We start from the raw sequence: 15631 nt of genomic DNA, 5'->3' as shown, positions 1-15631 counted from the left end.
CATCACCTTCCCAGAAATAAATTGCTCAGATACCCATCGACAGTGGTGACACCTTTTTGCGCCATCTGTGGCAGCGATTTCAGAATGGAATTATTCGGCGGTACCGTTGTTTTGGTACCTGTATTCTGTACAGCAGACGTCCCTACTCCCTCGGTCATATTGTTTTTCGAGGCAACCCTGATTGACTGCGTGGAGGTAATAATCACCTCCCTGAGGGTAAGGGTCGCCAGAAGCACATTCTCACTGCTCTTGTCAGTCGTCACCTCCAGCGTTTTTATCAACATATTGTTGTAAATACGCTTGCCGGTTGTCACATCGAAAGGAATACGATCCCGCTGCTGGTTAAGCAGCTCCTGATACAGTTCTTTCGGGCTCAGCCCCAGTGAAAGACCAATAGCGGAAGTATCAGCAAAATCAAGCAGCGATCCGCCTCCGGAAAATCCGGTTTCCATCACAACTTCTGAAGGTCGCCTGAATGCGTGTTCTGATATGTAACCAGCGCCCTCACCACTGGCACCAGCATTCGTGGGTTGTTCAACCGGATGTTCCGTAATTTCCAGAGTGTCAGTATGCTTTTCGGTAATAACCACATCAGGAATAATTATTCCTATCGAGCGGGTTCGCTGCTGCAGCAAAACAGATAAAAAATCCATTACGCAGGTCCTTTCAATTGCTGTACCGCCCTGGCATTGACAGCACCCTGCTTGTCAGCGATCAGATTAGCCGCTTCCTGAGGATTGTTCACGCCGTGGACATTTATAACAGTCTGCTGGTTAAGGCTACCACCAGCGGCCTGATACGCCAGCGGGCTGTTCCAGTTTGAATACCCTTCTTTGCGCGCCATCGACTGCATCAGCGCGGCCATAGTTTCCGGGTTGGCGAGGTTCAACACAGTGTTCGGTAAAACGCCCATCCATTTTGCAACATCCTGCGCATACATTTTCGGGTCGTTGTTGTCACCAGCCGGCGCCCAGGTACTGACAATATCCTGAATGGTCTGTAATGCCCGCCCGGTTGTTTTCCCTGTAAAGTAGCGCATAAGCTGGTTTTTCATCGCCTCCCAGCCCTGAAGGGCGGACTCGAAGAACCGGAAGCCGTTACCGCCCACCGGGCGAATGTTACCCGGATTGTTGTTCCTGTCGGCTGAAGTGCGCTTCGCAGATTGTGCATGCTGTACAGGTTCTGCGCCAAGAATATCCGGCTGAATATTAGCGCCTTTGACGGTGTGGGGATTGCGGCCAAAATCGGTATCAATCCCCAGTGCACGCATTCCATCGCCAATGTTTTGTTTGGCATAATCGATAGACGATTGCGCACTGGCGACGATATTCTCCCGATCGTCATACAGGTAAGCCGCGTAGGCCATCCAGCCTTTTAACCACGGCGGCATCGGTATACCTGCCAGTCTGGCAAATGCGCCCGTTACCTTGCTAATCCACGCACCGGCGATAAAGGTCGCCAGCAGTTCCAGTGACGTTTTCCAGCCGCCAATAGAGTCCTTAAGTTCGAGCAGGTGATCACGGAGCCAGACCATCGCATCTTTAGCTTTGTCTATCGCTGGCTGCCATTTTTCCCAGTCAATAAGACTGTTACCGCCTTCTTTCCATGTTTTGTAGTCTTCCCACAAGAGACCGAACGCCACGATCAGACCAGTAATCAGCCCTACAGGTGACATCCAGAAAGTAGAGTTAAGTATCCGCATGGCGACAACCAGACCACCGATAACCTCTATCAGGGTTTTCGTTTCTTTATCCAGTTTTCCCCACCAGTCGATAATATCCCCTACACCTTCAACAATTCGAAACGCCACGCGACCGACGATATCCCCCAGCCAAAGAATCCCCTTCACAATCTTTGTGATAGTGCTTTCAATTTTGGGGAAATTTTCGAGTATGCGTTTGCGAAGATTATCAATCGAACCAGCCATTCCTTCAGCAAGGTTGGAACCGATTTTGTCTCGGGCCATTCCGGCCATTTCACCGAATGCTTTCAGTGAAGTCATAAACCGATTTGACGACACAGCGGCCTGATCCGCATTGAAGCCAATCGCCTTTGTCATTTCAGAATACTGAGCGCTAAATTGCCCGATCCCGCGCCGCATCGCCATAAGGGTATTTTCATCAATGCCCAGCATCTGCGCATACTGGTTAGCCCGGTAATACGGCATGCTGCTGAGCTTCTGGCCGACGCCCGTAAAAATGGCGGCCATATCGCGCATATTCCCGCTGGCGTCCCGGGTCTGTACGCCCAGGCGGTTCAGAAAGCCTTCCGCGCCGGGATTATTACGCACAAACCGGGAGAGGCTTTCCAGCGAAGTCCGCGCCGCGTCCACACTACCGCCCACCTGCGAAACTGCGTAGCCAATCGACTGAATCCCCTGAACCGTCGCGCCGGTGCGTTGAGATGCCCAGTAGAGATTATCCAGACCGGAGGCAATTTTCGCCGTAAACGCAACAACGGACAGCGCCGCACCTTCCACCGCCAGCCCTGTTTTTATGGCATTTGCGGTGACGCCAGCAAGAACAGATTCAAATTTCTCGTATCCGGCTTCATCAATGCCAAATCCAAGGGAGACGAGAAAATCTTTAATAGTCTCAGCGTTCATTAGCCTCTCTCCATTTATCTACCCGAGCATCGTTATCCTCGCGCATGTCGAGGTAGTCATTGAGAAGCGCGATGCGGCAGAGATCTACCGCGCCGCTGTTAAGGTCTTTCTGGTCAATATGGAAGGCGAGAACCGGGCGAAGAATAAAATCTTCACCGCCCGGCAGGCTGTTGAAGGTTATTCCGCTGGCGGGGTGGGCGTCCCGTTGGTAGGGAGTCCTTGCAAAAAATTTCCCAGAGAATCGGCGACCACCCGCGCCACCAGCTGCAGCATGGTCAGCAGGTCGATATCGTCAAACATCAACTGACCGCTGTTAAACACCGGGGCCCATCCCCCCATATGTTTGCGTGATACCACAGCCAGGCAAGGATGAATAATCGCGTTGGTATCTTCTTCGGTCAGGGAAGACAGTTCCTCAGCGATACGCGGCAGCAGGGTTTCAAACACCGGCTTAAGCGCATCAAACTTAGCGCTGTCGATTTTGCCATCTGCAGGCAGAAGGGAGCGAATGCTCCCGAAATCTGACATCATGCCCGCCAGCACCGGCAGCAGTTTGCGGGTCACTTTCAGCTGATCAAAAACGCTGAGTTTTGCCACTCGGTAATCGTGGCCTTTGACTGAACATTCCATCTGTTAAAACTCTCCGAGGATCTGGTCGATTTTGCCGCAGTCAAATACCCAGGGCATCGTATTACCGGCTTTAGCGTTGGCGTTATCCGGCTGTTTCTGGAACGCCACACTGCGCGCCGTGATGATGTCTCCGCTCACCTTATTTCGGATCACAATGACGTTGTTTCCCCAGGTACCTGAGGACTGACTCTGTGCGTTATACGCCAGTGACAGTTTTTTGTTTGTCGGCGAGGTCTTCAGCAGATTGACAGTTACCGTACCGCTTTTATCCGCGTGCAGGCTGTGCATCACTTCGCCGTCAGCACCGATGGTCATGGTGTTTTTGGGGCCGCCCATTGCAACGGTGATCCCCTCCTCTGAACTGGCGGAACCGTAGCCCAGGTCAATCTCGCCAGTCGGGCCGGAGAGGGACGCCGTGACGTCCATAAAACTGTAAGTTGAACCCATATTTATTTCCCCTTAGCGAACGACGTTGATCTGTACGTCAGCGAAATGCACTGCGCCAGCCAGCTTACAGGCAACCTGAATAACCGGTGCCTTACGGGCTTCGCGGTCTGTCTGCGCCTGCTCGGAAATCGGCTGCGCGTAGACGTAATAGCCTTTGGTCAGCGTATCGCCGGAATCCAGCTGCCCAATCGGGCCACCGTTCCATACGCCAGCAGCCACCAGCCCGTTCGTCACGGACTGATCCATAGACTGCTCAACATTGGACAGTAGACGCGTCACACCCGCATCGGTCTGCGGTACTTTGGTTGTGCTGGTGTAGAGCAGGTTATATAGGTTGGTCTGTACGTAGTTCTGCAGCCAGTCGAGCCCGTGGCGTTCGTCGAAGAAATCTCCGCTGGACATGACGCCCTGCTGCAGGATTGCCGTATCGTTCTGGTAATACACAAACACGTTGCATTTTTTGGCATCCAGCGCCGCCGCCTGATCAGTCGTCAGAGTTTCGTAAGTGATCCCCGGCTCCTGTTTAAATTTCAGGATAATGGTGGTATTGCTGCCGTTGAAATTCACCGTAAACGCGCGGCCAAATGCAGACAGCGCAGCGTACTTGCTGCTGGAGGGATACTGTACGAACGTGCGCCTGTATTTTGCCGCCTTCAGCTTGTAGGCCAGATCCCCGGTTGAAGTGGCGTCAACGGTGGCGGGATCGCTGGTGGTAATTGCCAGAATGCGGCTGACGCCCGAAGCTTCTACGGCTGCAGCAACTTTCAGCCAGTCGTCATCTGCAATATCCTCTTTGTCTGCAATACCGAGACCATACCAGTTGGTGTAGCCCATTACGGCGTTAACCGCATCCATCAGATTTTCAGCAGCACCCGCCTCACCCGTTGCCAGTGTTTTAGCCCAGCGACCTACATACACCTCTTTAGGTCGTGGTGACTGGGAGAAATAGACTGTTGCTGCTTCATATTCGGGGCTGTCCACGCCGAAATCAGATCCGATGTCCTCCTTTGAGGAGTAGAGGCGAAGGCGCTCTTTCACCGGAATGACCGTGGATGTCCCGAGAATAAGCAGCGAACCAAAATTTCGACCAGTAGCCGCGCGCGGCCCAATGATCACGTCGACATTAACGACGTTTGATACAGGTAATCCCTGCGGCATAATTTAGTCTCCGAAAAATGAAACTGGTGCATCCACCAGCGATTTAATGCCGTAGTCGCGCACCACCTTGCGACGAAGGCGCACAGTAATGTCGTAACGGCGAACCCACTGCTGGTTGATAAGTTCTGGGAAAGGGGTCAGACCGGTGTAGTCCCCCATGGACAGGCCAAGTGAGTTCAGTTCGGCGTTGTTTTGCGCAACAGAAATACCATCGCGAAAACGTGACGCAAACGTCATGCCCGCCGGGCCATAAAATGACGCCATGCACTCAAAGGTTTCATGTCGCCAGAGCTGAGCGCCCTCTTCAGTCTGGTTAGTGAATGCGGGACTGTTATCTATGGGCAATCCGGTAACGCCAAACGCGCACCAGTTCGTTTCAACTGGCAGCAGTGGCGGCTGATCTTTCTGCCATCGGGGGCGAACCATTCCAGTCGGCAAACCGGAAACGTTGCGTACCCACTGGCTTAACAGCCTGTCGAGCGCCTCGTCATAATCCGGATCGCCGCTGACAGGTGTAAGCCATCCCGGCTCCGTACTGGAATTATTGCTCAACGGGAAATCCTCCATCGAACGGCAGCAGCTCGCAATGCGCCTGTACAAAGCCGGCGCCATATGCGGTGTACGGGTCGAAGAATGTCACACGGTAATCACGGTTCTGATACGTCACGATATCGGCATCACGGCCAGTCTGCCCCTGCGTGAGTCGCTCAATCGTCACGATAAGGATTGCTCCACTGATAACCTGCCCGGACTGCATGCGGCGGTTTTCCAGTGAACGGTCAACGGTAACAACCCCGGCAAACTGCGTTTTAACTTCGCTGTCGCTACCAATCCCGTCTTCGTCCACTGTCTGTACCCGACGCGTTACCCAAAGGTTGAAGTCACAAAAATCCGGGTCGAAAAGAACATCGGTTACATCAAGAGTCGGCATCTTTATCCCTCACTACATGGGTTATTGAGGCGAGATATTTGCCAGTATCGTAAAGAGGCTTAGCCAAAGTGGTGCCCGGAGATTCACCAGCAGCACGCCGCGCAAGTTCCGCTTTCGCACCTTTACGCCCACGGCGCGCACGCGCTTCAACGGTGCTATCTGCAAGCGGAGTAAAATTGGCAGCTTTGATGTGATTTTTCACCCCTCTTGCAGCCACTGTACCCGCGCGGTTGAGTGCTCTTTCCGCTCCCGCCGCATTACCATCAAGCGCAGCCTGCGCCGCTGCTTTGAGCTGCGGCATCGTCTGGTCTTCAACTGATTTAACGCCGGGTACAAGATGCGGACGTGGTGGGATGTTTTGTGCAGGTGAACCGTATTCGTTGATATACCCAATCCCGGCATTACCGAACGGCACATCATCCCGATCGCTGTCTTCCGCAGGGATACCGACCAGCACATCCTTTTTGGTTAGCGACTTTAGCGCATCCAGTATTGCCTGAGCGTTATCAACCCTCGTTGTTACACCGCTTTTGAAACTCATAGCTGGCGTCCCCCCGCACCGAACATCGTGATCAGCTGATAAAATTCAGCGCCATACCGGGTGTTATTCCAGAAGCCTGCGTCAGGGTTTAGCGTCGCGCTGGTGTCATAGCTGACGCTTACCTTGTCAACGGACTTAGAGGACTGAACACCATTGGTTGAACCGCCCGGACCGCCAACCAGCATCGCCCGGCTATCTGCCGCCCAGAGCGTCATATAGTGCGCAACGAACAACTCGGCAAAGTACGGAAACAACTTTTTGCCGGTGGCGTTTTCGCTCAGCAGCACATCGGCCAGATTCAGACGAAACTGGATTTGTGCTTCGGGATATCTGGCAGGGTCAGCAAACTGCGGGAAGTCGCGGCGAAAATCACTTACTGTTGGCAGGCTTTGATTCTTTGGCATCTTTCACCCCATTACCGCCAGTCCGGGCGGAAGTAATCTGCGCCTGCAGGCTGTCGTTCTGCTCCTGCAGCTTGAGCAGAGCATCTTTCAGATCGGCAATCAGTTTATCTTTATCGGCAATCTGCGCCTGAAGGCTGTCAATAACGGGTTGCTGGTCATCAGTTTCATTCGATCCGCTTTCGGAAAGCTCAGCGTGCGCCCGGGTAAACCAGTGCGACGCGACCTCTTCTGGTACGTTATGCCGTCCCCGCCCAAACTCCTGTTTTGAGAGATCTCCGAGCGTCAGCGTAAACGGGGTGTGAACATGGATGGTAACCAGCTTTTCTTTCGCCATTTTCAGTTTCCTTCTGGCCCCTTTCGGGGCCGTTCTGGTTATCAGATACCGTCCACGTAGGACAGGGTTTCTTTGTACACTGGCTCAACCGCACCGAGCTTGCCGTAGTAGGTCGCAATCTGGTACAGACCACGATACTGAACAGGAACGCTTTGCAGCGGAACCAGTGGATAGCGGACGTATTTCTTATCGTTGGTGTAGGCGACCATACGGTCTTTACCGCCAACCCTGCGCCCTTTCAGCCATTTGACCGCTTTGATTTCCAGCGGAACGCCGTTCTGGTGGAAAGCGATAGTGTTCACAGCCAGATAGGTCAGCAGTGACTGGTTACCCGCTTCGGAAACCTTACGGCTCGCCAGCAATGAATACTGCTCTGGCGGAATGCGCAGATCAGAAGGCACGACGGAATAACCGGATGCTGCCCATGAATTCGACAGAATGCTGTTTACGCTGTCGAGGATCTCATCGTTGGTGGAGTTAGCCCAGGTCTTCGTCGCGTTGTTCAGCATCACACCAACGAGATTCGTCAGACCTTTCAAACCAAGCGCTTCGTCTCCGACGTAAACCTGTTCGTCGTTATCCATCTGCCATTTAAGCTGCATCCCGTCGTACTTCTGAGTGTCGATCGGACGGCCTACCTGCTGTGCCGCAGCCAGCTCAACAACAGTCCATCCCAGCTCCATCCCCCAAAGGTTCAGCGGATTGCCGTCTTTACTGATATCAACATTAACGCCAGCAATGGCAGTTGAATCTTTGCCTACCCAGTTTTTACCATTCGGATTAGCGCCAGAACCCGCCACGCCAAAACTGGTATTCGTCCAGCTGGAAATGTCATCTGCGATAGAGACGTCTTCGCGCAACTGGATATCACGTGTCCAGGTATAACCCACCAGTGGCAGATTCAGCCCCTGGTCGAGTCGCTCCAGCTCCCCGATGAGAAAGGCACCGGAGCTATCAACGGTTGCCTGATCAAAAGTAATCATTCGTCTGTTCCTTAAATCTTCCAGGAGATTTCTGCGTTGCCGTTAGCGTCACCGGCCCCCGTAAAAAAAGCATCAGGTAACGCGGCTGTTTTGCCTGTCACCTCTGCCGCCGTGATCCCACCAAGCGGAACCGGGATGGAAGCATCGGCTGATACCACGATGTACACCACGCCCCCTTTTTTAACGGACGAAGCATCAGCACCCACGTTTACCGTCATGTACCCACGCTTCATGGCGTCGCCCGGGAAATTCTTATCAGTACCCACCTGGCGAACCATGTCTGGCTGCGATGTGGTCGGATACGGACGAACGTAGATACCCTTCACCTTGTCGACGGTGTCACCCTCCGCCAGCGGCACGAAAAAGCCGTCAGCGTCGTATTTGCCAGCCAGACCATACGCTGCGAAGGCGTTATCGGATTTAAGGATCACCGGTTCGACGGTTAAGTCCTGCGGGCGAGAGATAGCCCTGGCAATGCCAACAGGCATCCGGTACAGATATGCAGTCATTGGATTATCCTTTGCGGTTAGACCAGAAGTCGGCGTTTTGTTTGTTCAGGGAAGCGATGCTGGTCATGCCCATGCCTGGACGTTGTGCATCGCCCGTGGTGCTGCGGGTGTTTCTCCCTTTGGCAATCTCAGATACGGCGTTAAACGCCATATCAACCGATTGTTTAGGTAATTTGCGGATATCAGCGTCACCGACAACCTGGCGAACCAGTGTTTTGTCTGCGGCCGCCAGCACATCACGTTTAAATGCGGTCGGTTTCACCTTACGGCTCAGATCGATACCCGGGATAATGACTTCAGCGCGATAGGCAGAATCACCAGTAATCGTGGTTTCCTCTTCGTTGTCCTCGCCGTCGCCGGTCGGGTCTTTCTTATCTTTATCATCAGGGGTGTCAGCATTATCGCCTGTTGCCGTTCCTTCCAGCTTAGCCAGCAGGGCCTTGAGCAGGGTTTTGATATCGTCCTCGCCGTCGCCGGTCACATCTCCGCCCATCTCAGGCTTTTTGTCCGGCAATGGTTGTTGTGGTGAAAGGTTAATGTTGAGATTGACGCCGCCCGGCAGATCACCTTCATCCCCCGTTACAGCCGCTGGCGCTGAGTCCAGCAGTTCGTTCATGGTGTCCGAGTCACCTGTTTTGATGGCCGTGCGCATGCGGGTCCACCAGCTTTTCTTTTGATTTGCCATTGTGTCTCTGTCTCCAATTGTACAACGATTTCCGGCTCTGCCTTTGGGGACAAGAGCCACATGGTTTCCGGTAATATCGACCTGCTCAGCCTTACCCGGCTCAGCCTGTTCATATTCCGCGTCATAGCCACACGACACTTCGCGCAGACCATCTTCGATAAGCTGAATGGCGCTTTCGTCTTTGACGATAAGGTCAGCCAGCATCAAATCAGACTGCTCACCAGTCCCGCGCCGGACATTCTGAAAATGACCGACCGCAAGCTCTTTCCAGTTCTCGGGATTGACCAGCCGGACGTTCCCGTTTTCATCCTCCGGATGCAGGATCGTGATGCTCATCCCTTCGAAGGAGGCAAGCGTGGCCGGATGGAATACCTGCTCAGGAGAGCGCGTTACGACTATCTCACCGAACTTGTCAGGCTTGAGGTTTGGCAGATCAGCAGCGCCGTAAAGCTGCTTACCCGTTCGACCTATCGGCACGTCTCTACACAGCAGCGAGCCGTCAGCCAGCTGATAGCGGGTTTCCCCCAGCCGGGTATTGAAAAAATATTTCATGTTTTACCTGCGATTCAGGCGAGATAAGAATGATGGTTGGGGAAGACGATTTCTTTATAACAGCGGCAGTTCGGGAGCTCGCCAGCGTGACCGGTCATGCCGTCAAGCGTTGGGGGTCGTCCCCATTCGACAAACTTCCCTTCCATCTCCCGATGAGAATGCCGGACGTCGCCATCTTCGGCTGTACGCCAGATATAACCATTCGAGCCGATTGACAGCGCTCGCGCCTGATCGAGCGCGCCGGTTGCACGTCCAAGTTCGGTACGGGCGATAAGGTCAGCCCTGGACTTTGCTATATCACCCGATGCTGCAATTTCTTTAGCAAAATGCTCCGCTCTCCCACCGGTCACAACAGCTTCAATCGCCCGATTCTGGATGTCGTATACCCTGTCAGCAGCCTCGAGGGGTAGCGATTTAATGTACTTAACCTGTTCGGCAACGATGGATTTCATCACCTGCCCTGGCGGGGCATTGCTCACCAGATTGCGTAGTTCACGACTGATGGTTTTGCTGTGTTTCCGCCACTGCTCATCATTCTTGCGCACAATGTCAGCGGTAAAGTTCTCAGCAACCTTCGTCGCCCACGGCGTTATAATTTCGCTGTAGCGCTCCAGGGCCTCCATGATTTCGGTGACGCTATCGTTTGAACCATCGTAGTGCCCATTTACGATATCCCCGACCGCCCGCGCTATCTGCCGTAGGCTCGTTCGATATCGGATCTCCGCCTGTCGGCTCTGGCGGTTTGTCGACAAGTTCGCCGATGCCTGGTGGCGCTTCGTCTTCGGCATTCTCGATATCCTCGTCGGTAATGGATGCCCCGATGCCAGTAACATCGGAGTTCTCACGCAGGTCGGTCATAGCGGCTTTGGTTGTCATCAGCCCTGCATCCAGCGCATTGACAATCGCCGTGGTGGTATTCACAGCCACCGTTGAGCGGTCCACATCTGACATCTGCCATAGCGGGTTAAACTCAAACGTGAAATCGTCCGGCAGCGGCTTACCGAGCTCCGAACGATGCATAATGTCCAGCACCCGGCGCACTGGCAGGCGTAAGCGACGCTCCTGCAATGAACTGACCCGGTCATAATAGTTGGCAAGGTCTGCGTCACCCGTTGAGAAACCTTTAGGGGACTGCCCGAAGAGGCGCACCAATGGAATGCCAACAGCACCGCTAATCTGCTCGGCGAACTGCGAAAGAATGTCATCCAGACCGCTGAAACTGTACTGGTGGGTTTCGAAGGTATCCTTGGCATCCATTAGCGTCATGCCTTCATTGCTCTGAAACTGGCGGATCAGATCAATGTTTTTCAGCAACGCCTCGAATGCCGGGCCGCCCAGTGCAATAAGCTCACGGAGTTTTTCCACTTTGTAGGTCCGCAGATGCGCTTTGTAGACCAGCTGCGCCGCACCGACAGTGGCGCTGTCGAACGCAGTAAGCCGATCCCAGATCCGCTCTACAACCGACATTCCCCATTCGTTCTCGGTCATCTTCTGCTGGAATGGCAGCGTCACCCCATCGAAGCGAATCAGGCGGCTATGGTGAATACGCCAGGCGGGGATGCCCGTTGCGGTGGTCACCACATCATAAAGCTCAGGCTTGCCGAGATTCGGCCCCATTTCTTTAATGCGGCGGGTCAGTACCGGGTTAATCATCCAGCGGTCAAGCGGAAGAATCCCCTTAAACTTGCCTTCACCAATGGTTTCGAGCCGTAGCGGGGTCATGGGCGCCTGACCTTCTATCATGATGAAGCCCACCGCGCCGCCGTAGAGACGAGACCATTTCAGTACGTCGTTCAGCGCATCCCAGATTTGCAACTGATCCAGCTGCGCTTCGAGAGTGCCACGGTCTTTTGCGTCAATCTCAGAAGTGATACGAATGCCTTTGCGGGTCATGTCGTCGGGGATAGCATCTACCGCTTCACCGATGAGCCAGGATGAGCGATAGGACCATTCCACCAGCATACGGTTGCGGCTGGTGAAGTTCGCCCGGTAGGTCGATGCGGAGTGCTGGTTAGGCGTCTGCATCCCCACGCGGGCGACAAAGTTCTCGTAGCCGTCGGCCGTGGCCTGCACCGTTCGTCGCGAGGCTTGTTTGTTTCGTGCCATCAGGCCTGTCTCCCTAGCAGCTCCCAGATATTGAGGGCTGAATTCATTGGCGCGTAGCTGATCATCACCGAGTCGGCGAGGTTCGGCGACCTGGTACCGTCAGGCTGTTTATCCACAACGATTTTCCCCACGCCGTTAATGGAGTAGGTTGGCTGCGAAAGCTCGATGATGAGTTTGTCTTTGCTCTCCATCGTGCTGCTGATGGAGATAATTTCGTCCGGGTTGTAGGCCATACCTTCAACAACGGCGCGGTAGGTATTCCGGAAGAGCTTGCGTAAGTACCACCAGCTCTGTGCCTTGGCGTTGGCGAAGAAATCCTTGTTCAGGCGTGCAGCCTGCCCATTGTCGCCCCGTACGGCTTCGTCATCAGGATCGAATACCGCGCCGCTACCACGAAACGGTGTGGCAAGTATTGGCGGCCTGCGGGCGGCTTTGCGTAATTCGTTAATGGCACGCGCATCGCCGCGAACGCCAGCCCCCAGACCGTCCTCGTCGAAGCGAAACTCTTCGAGATTATCCTGTTCACAAAAGCCGAAGACCTTCTCAACAGACTGGTAAATGTCGCTGCCCACGCCGGACCATTCCCGCACATTCTCCAGAAGGAAACCGTGACGGGTTGAAAAGGCGTTTTTGTCCCGACCTTCGTCGGCGACGTCCATCGCCCCCAGTCGTTTGCCAGTTGGCTGGATGCCCAGCCTGATATGTGCATCAACAGCAGCCTGTACCCAGTCTGAGGGGATCAGGACACCTTCCGCTGATGCGCTGTAGTTCAGGTCAAGCTCCTGCGCCACTACCACCGGATTGTCGATTTTCTCGCATTCCCTGCGATACCACTCATCATCCTTACGGGGGTCGCTGCGCCAGTGGAATGTGAATACCGGTATCTTTCCACCGTGTCGTTTCTGCGCAAAAGGGTTCGCCATGCCGTTGACCGAACTCAGGTCAATACGGCAACGGGTGGTTTGCGATAACGCCGCATCAATCAGTAGCGGGCGTTGCAGAAATGCAGCCTCATCCACCAGATAGAGTGTGGTTCGGTCACCACGTCCAATATTGTCACCAGCCTCGCCCTTGATGACCGCGCCTGTCTCAGGAAATTCAACACGCATGTACGGTGCATGCTTCTTCTCATTCCACGACCCACGAAACTCGACGGGCAACGTCTCTACAAACTTGCGCGCCTTCCAGAACAGTGCCTTAGGGTCACCAGTACTGTCGACATATTCCTCTTTACGGGAACCGAAGCCGATGACCATCTCTTTGTTAAACAGGCAAAGCGAACAGGCCATCCCGATCGCCGTCCAGCTCAGCCCCATTTCACGGGATTTTTCGGTGATACCATTCTCCCGCTTGCCCCAGCGTTCCATAATCCAGTGAATCCACTCTTCCTGTTTCGGGAATAGCAGAAAAGGGATGGTAACCGGCAGGCCATAATCGATATTACGCGGGTCCGTCGTCATGCCCCAGTCGATGATGAACTGAGCCGGGTTAGTACGATAAAACTGCTTCAACGCGGGCAGCATCTCAGGATGCTGGCGAATGCGCTGTAAGCGTTCCATCCGCCATTCAAACACCATCTGGTAATCTGGATGTTTGAAATCGAAGGAGAATGGTAACGGCATAATTAACCCATCATTTTTTTGTATAGCTCCGCTGCCTGATCAGTTGTCAGATCAGTATTTTTTCCTGGTAGAGGCGTTTTTTCTGGTTCACTGGCAGTACCTATACTCCATGCTTCTCTCTCCAGGCCGATCAACGTTTTCAGGCTGTCGCTCAGGTCTTTCAGAGATTTCACACGGGAAGGCAGACTGATGACTTTTTGATAAGTTTCGTTGAGCCGGTCACGGCCTTTATCGTCAGGAGCGAACATGATGTCACCCAGCTGCTCCAGCGCCCCCACATCAGCACACTGCGCACCAAGTTCATCAAAAAGCGTGTTTGTGAGTTCCCGGGCCCGGCGGATATCGCCCCGGTGCTCCATGCGTACCGAGGCTATTACCTCCGCTGTGGCTTCTATCAGTACACGTTCTGTAAGTTCAGTTTTGGTGCGTACCGTTTTGCGTACTTCCTGTTTGCGTACCAGATCGTCAGCCTTTTGCTGAATCCTGGCGTTAAGATCACGGGACCAGTCATCACGCTTTGCGCGCTTGCGGATAGCACCTTCACTAATACCATGATGTGACGCAATTTCACAGAGTGACATCACTCCGGCCCGGTATGCCGTCTCGATGGCCTCCCAGTCCGGTTTTGCCATATCTGTTTCCTCAAATTGACATTATCGAAGCCCCTCGGTGAAGAGCTTCTGTAATGTATTAATCAGCCCATCAGGAGTTCAGGCTGCGTCACTTGCATGATGTGTTCGTGCTCAAGAGCCAGAACGCGCTTTTCCTTCTTCCGTTCATTCATCAGCCTGCTACCGATCGTGCCTTTCAGCTTTGACCGAGTTTCTTTGATGGCGTAGCGGTGCTGCATTTCTTCGCCCATAGCCAGTCGACGGCTAAGTTGATCAGACATCCAGTTGAATGCAGAAATGTAGCTTTCTTTGATGGCCGCAGCCGCTTTACCAGTAAAGCCCATCACAACCATGATCCAGCCATCTTTAGTAAGGCTATACATTGGGCGAAGCTTACCTTGCTCATCGATATAATCAGCCGACGCAAAATTGCGTTGGCTAAATTCGTTGGAGCAATCAGCTTTCACCTGTTCTATTTTCCTGAGAACGTCCCCATGTCTCTTGCCAAAGTATTCAGCAACTTTTCTGGACGTTGTTACGACCTCTCCGTTTTTGGCTTGCACCATTTCGCGGAAGTCGAAGGCCGGAATAACTGACGGATTATTCATAGCGTGTACCTACTCTTTGAAATGAACCGTTGCCGCACAGGAAGTCAGCCCACCGAGGCTCGCCAGCACTAACTGACATCCTCAACGGCTCATTCCAAAGGGTCTGGTTCGGTGGTTATTGTGCGCTGCGGTGCGCGGTGAAATACCGATACAAAAACGCCCCGCATCGCGAGGCATTTTCATGAAAGTCACTTGTCAAATTTCTATGTGATGGAAATTATTTCAGGCATTGCGTCCTGATGTACTCCTGAAGCGTTCTCAGTGCTGTTTGGTCACTGATGATTCCGTCCCGGATACCGAGAACGTTTCGTCCAGCAACTGGAGAGAGTTTGACGGTGGCATCATTGCCCATGCCGGAGGCGCTGGAGGTTTCGGCTGAGGATGGCACAGGGCATTTTCCTTTGACGAGCACCCGACCACCATTATCAAGCTTGCGCCGAAGAGCATCATTCTCAGATTTCGCATCAGCTAATTCCTTTGTGTATTTTGCATCGAGGGCGGCAACGTCACGCTGGCGCTTCGTCATGTCGGTAATTGTCTCGTTCGCCAGCTTCAGGTTGTGAGTAGCAGTATCACGCTGGTACTTGTAAGTGATAGCGTTATTGCGGTAGTGATTTGCCAGCCGACCGGCAACAATTAGCGAGACGAGCAACAGGCCAACAAACATCGTTTTCCAGTTGAACATCATGACAGGAACAGAGCACGCTCCGCCTCACGCCGACGGGTAAGCCCGTTCAGTACTTTGCCACCAGCCTTATTCCAGCGCAGGAACTCATCAGCGGCGCCAGCGTAATCACCAGCGTTTAGCTTCCGCAGCAGAGTTGATGAGGATAATGTCCGGGCGCCGAGGTTGTACGCGAACGACACCAGCGCATCAAACTGGCCTTGCGTCAACTTGACCTTAA

The 15631-nt window shown here is 53.5% G+C and carries 21 protein-coding genes; all 21 read right to left on the bottom strand.

Annotated elements, in window-relative coordinates; genetic code table 11:
- Positions 1-2: 2 nt before the first annotated feature.
- Positions 3-653 carry a phage baseplate protein gene (locus tag ACLJRU_RS07845; RefSeq protein WP_000346977.1) on the bottom strand — a complete coding sequence of 217 codons (651 nt, stop codon included), beginning with the start codon at positions 651-653 and terminating at the stop codon, positions 3-5.
- The gene (locus ACLJRU_RS07840; protein WP_001540656.1) at positions 653-2605 is read right to left on the bottom strand and encodes a hypothetical protein; all 1953 of its coding nucleotides are present in this window, start codon (positions 2603-2605) and stop codon (positions 653-655) included. The genes ACLJRU_RS07845 and ACLJRU_RS07840 overlap by 1 nt, the downstream gene beginning before the upstream one ends.
- Positions 2595-2678: a DUF6889 family protein gene (locus ACLJRU_RS07835; protein WP_374215427.1), complete on the bottom strand. Its 84-nt coding sequence runs from the start codon at positions 2676-2678 to the stop codon at positions 2595-2597. Before ACLJRU_RS07835 ends, ACLJRU_RS07840 begins: the two co-directional genes overlap by 11 nt.
- Before the next feature lie 104 nt (positions 2679-2782).
- Positions 2783-3235, bottom strand: a complete 453-nt coding sequence (locus tag ACLJRU_RS07830) for a phage tail assembly chaperone (RefSeq protein WP_001540657.1) — start codon at positions 3233-3235, stop codon at positions 2783-2785.
- Positions 3236-3238: 3 nt separating this feature from the next.
- Positions 3239-3682, bottom strand: coding sequence for a DUF3277 family protein (locus ACLJRU_RS07825; RefSeq protein WP_000535993.1), 444 nt, complete (start codon positions 3680-3682; stop codon positions 3239-3241).
- Between the two features lie 12 nt (positions 3683-3694).
- Complete coding sequence (locus ACLJRU_RS07820; protein WP_001540658.1) at positions 3695-4840, bottom strand: DUF3383 family protein; 1146 nt, start codon at positions 4838-4840, stop codon at positions 3695-3697.
- Positions 4841-4843: 3 nt separating this feature from the next.
- Complete coding sequence (locus tag ACLJRU_RS07815; RefSeq protein ID WP_000389380.1) at positions 4844-5407, bottom strand: hypothetical protein; 564 nt, start codon at positions 5405-5407, stop codon at positions 4844-4846.
- Positions 5382-5771 (bottom strand): hypothetical protein, encoded by a 390-nt coding sequence (locus tag ACLJRU_RS07810; protein WP_001540659.1) that lies wholly within the window; start codon positions 5769-5771, stop codon positions 5382-5384. Before ACLJRU_RS07810 ends, ACLJRU_RS07815 begins: the two co-directional genes overlap by 26 nt.
- The gene (locus tag ACLJRU_RS07805; protein ID WP_000008736.1) at positions 5758-6312 is read right to left on the bottom strand and encodes a hypothetical protein; all 555 of its coding nucleotides are present in this window, start codon (positions 6310-6312) and stop codon (positions 5758-5760) included. The genes ACLJRU_RS07810 and ACLJRU_RS07805 overlap by 14 nt, the downstream gene beginning before the upstream one ends.
- Entirely contained in the window at positions 6309-6716 is a 408-nt protein-coding gene (locus ACLJRU_RS07800; protein ID WP_001125676.1) for a DUF4054 domain-containing protein, read from the bottom strand. Before ACLJRU_RS07800 ends, ACLJRU_RS07805 begins: the two co-directional genes overlap by 4 nt.
- Positions 6682-7050, bottom strand: a complete 369-nt coding sequence (locus tag ACLJRU_RS07795; RefSeq protein ID WP_001040692.1) for an STY1053 family phage-associated protein — start codon at positions 7048-7050, stop codon at positions 6682-6684. Before ACLJRU_RS07795 ends, ACLJRU_RS07800 begins: the two co-directional genes overlap by 35 nt.
- Positions 7051-7091: 41 nt before the next feature.
- Entirely contained in the window at positions 7092-8033 is a 942-nt protein-coding gene (locus tag ACLJRU_RS07790) for a DUF2184 domain-containing protein (protein ID WP_001540662.1), read from the bottom strand.
- Positions 8034-8044: 11 nt separating this feature from the next.
- Positions 8045-8542, bottom strand: coding sequence for a hypothetical protein (locus ACLJRU_RS07785; RefSeq protein ID WP_011264354.1), 498 nt, complete (start codon positions 8540-8542; stop codon positions 8045-8047).
- A 4-nt stretch (positions 8543-8546) separates the two neighbouring features.
- Positions 8547-9779, bottom strand: a complete 1233-nt coding sequence (locus tag ACLJRU_RS07780) for a DUF2213 domain-containing protein (protein ID WP_001540664.1) — start codon at positions 9777-9779, stop codon at positions 8547-8549.
- A 14-nt stretch (positions 9780-9793) separates the two neighbouring features.
- Positions 9794-10402, bottom strand: a complete 609-nt coding sequence (locus ACLJRU_RS07775) for a phage head morphogenesis protein (protein ID WP_001540665.1) — start codon at positions 10400-10402, stop codon at positions 9794-9796.
- 13 nt (positions 10403-10415) lie between these two features.
- Positions 10416-11885, bottom strand: coding sequence for a DUF1073 domain-containing protein (locus ACLJRU_RS07770; RefSeq protein ID WP_000113509.1), 1470 nt, complete (start codon positions 11883-11885; stop codon positions 10416-10418).
- The gene (locus ACLJRU_RS07765; RefSeq protein ID WP_001130808.1) at positions 11885-13507 is read right to left on the bottom strand and encodes a hypothetical protein; all 1623 of its coding nucleotides are present in this window, start codon (positions 13505-13507) and stop codon (positions 11885-11887) included. The genes ACLJRU_RS07770 and ACLJRU_RS07765 overlap by 1 nt, the downstream gene beginning before the upstream one ends.
- A 2-nt stretch (positions 13508-13509) precedes the next feature.
- Entirely contained in the window at positions 13510-14139 is a 630-nt protein-coding gene (locus ACLJRU_RS07760; protein WP_023235155.1) for a hypothetical protein, read from the bottom strand.
- Between the two features lie 62 nt (positions 14140-14201).
- The gene (locus tag ACLJRU_RS07755; RefSeq protein ID WP_001064345.1) at positions 14202-14726 is read right to left on the bottom strand and encodes a Rha family transcriptional regulator; all 525 of its coding nucleotides are present in this window, start codon (positions 14724-14726) and stop codon (positions 14202-14204) included.
- Positions 14727-14943: 217 nt separating this feature from the next.
- Positions 14944-15393 (bottom strand): lysis protein, encoded by a 450-nt coding sequence (locus ACLJRU_RS07750; protein WP_001540671.1) that lies wholly within the window; start codon positions 15391-15393, stop codon positions 14944-14946.
- Positions 15394-15410: 17 nt separating this feature from the next.
- Positions 15411-15631: lysozyme (locus ACLJRU_RS07745; protein WP_269042260.1), on the bottom strand; the 221-nt coding region annotated here is incomplete at its 5' end.

It is taken from the genome of Salmonella sp. SAL00653, assembly GCF_046552515.1.
Taxonomy (GTDB): domain Bacteria; phylum Pseudomonadota; class Gammaproteobacteria; order Enterobacterales; family Enterobacteriaceae; genus Salmonella; species Salmonella enterica.
This window is presented reverse-complemented; position numbering and strand designations above follow the sequence as displayed.

What these genes read in the sequence shown, in the direction of transcription:
- ACLJRU_RS07845 (WP_000346977.1), bottom strand. Translation starts at nt 653, where the DNA reads ATGGATTTTTTATCTGTTTTGCTGCAGCAGCGAACCCGCTCGATAGGA.
- ACLJRU_RS07805 (WP_000008736.1), bottom strand. Translation starts at nt 6,312, where the DNA reads ATGAGTTTCAAAAGCGGTGTAACAACGAGGGTTGATAACGCTCAGGCA.
- ACLJRU_RS07820 (WP_001540658.1), bottom strand. Translation starts at nt 4,840, where the DNA reads ATGCCGCAGGGATTACCTGTATCAAACGTCGTTAATGTCGACGTGATC.
- ACLJRU_RS07780 (WP_001540664.1), bottom strand. Translation starts at nt 9,779, where the DNA reads ATGAAATATTTTTTCAATACCCGGCTGGGGGAAACCCGCTATCAGCTG.
- ACLJRU_RS07770 (WP_000113509.1), bottom strand. Translation starts at nt 11,885, where the DNA reads ATGGCACGAAACAAACAAGCCTCGCGACGAACGGTGCAGGCCACGGCC.
- ACLJRU_RS07785 (WP_011264354.1), bottom strand. Translation starts at nt 8,542, where the DNA reads ATGACTGCATATCTGTACCGGATGCCTGTTGGCATTGCCAGGGCTATC.
- ACLJRU_RS07830 (WP_001540657.1), bottom strand. Translation starts at nt 3,235, where the DNA reads ATGGAATGTTCAGTCAAAGGCCACGATTACCGAGTGGCAAAACTCAGC.
- ACLJRU_RS07765 (WP_001130808.1), bottom strand. Translation starts at nt 13,507, where the DNA reads ATGCCGTTACCATTCTCCTTCGATTTCAAACATCCAGATTACCAGATG.
- ACLJRU_RS07815 (WP_000389380.1), bottom strand. Translation starts at nt 5,407, where the DNA reads ATGGAGGATTTCCCGTTGAGCAATAATTCCAGTACGGAGCCGGGATGG.
- ACLJRU_RS07795 (WP_001040692.1), bottom strand. Translation starts at nt 7,050, where the DNA reads ATGGCGAAAGAAAAGCTGGTTACCATCCATGTTCACACCCCGTTTACG.
- ACLJRU_RS07755 (WP_001064345.1), bottom strand. Translation starts at nt 14,726, where the DNA reads ATGAATAATCCGTCAGTTATTCCGGCCTTCGACTTCCGCGAAATGGTG.
- ACLJRU_RS07790 (WP_001540662.1), bottom strand. Translation starts at nt 8,033, where the DNA reads ATGATTACTTTTGATCAGGCAACCGTTGATAGCTCCGGTGCCTTTCTC.
- ACLJRU_RS07750 (WP_001540671.1), bottom strand. Translation starts at nt 15,393, where the DNA reads ATGTTTGTTGGCCTGTTGCTCGTCTCGCTAATTGTTGCCGGTCGGCTG.
- ACLJRU_RS07760 (WP_023235155.1), bottom strand. Translation starts at nt 14,139, where the DNA reads ATGGCAAAACCGGACTGGGAGGCCATCGAGACGGCATACCGGGCCGGA.
- ACLJRU_RS07800 (WP_001125676.1), bottom strand. Translation starts at nt 6,716, where the DNA reads ATGCCAAAGAATCAAAGCCTGCCAACAGTAAGTGATTTTCGCCGCGAC.
- ACLJRU_RS07825 (WP_000535993.1), bottom strand. Translation starts at nt 3,682, where the DNA reads ATGGGTTCAACTTACAGTTTTATGGACGTCACGGCGTCCCTCTCCGGC.
- ACLJRU_RS07775 (WP_001540665.1), bottom strand. Translation starts at nt 10,402, where the DNA reads ATGGAGGCCCTGGAGCGCTACAGCGAAATTATAACGCCGTGGGCGACG.
- ACLJRU_RS07810 (WP_001540659.1), bottom strand. Translation starts at nt 5,771, where the DNA reads ATGCCGACTCTTGATGTAACCGATGTTCTTTTCGACCCGGATTTTTGT.
- ACLJRU_RS07840 (WP_001540656.1), bottom strand. Translation starts at nt 2,605, where the DNA reads ATGAACGCTGAGACTATTAAAGATTTTCTCGTCTCCCTTGGATTTGGC.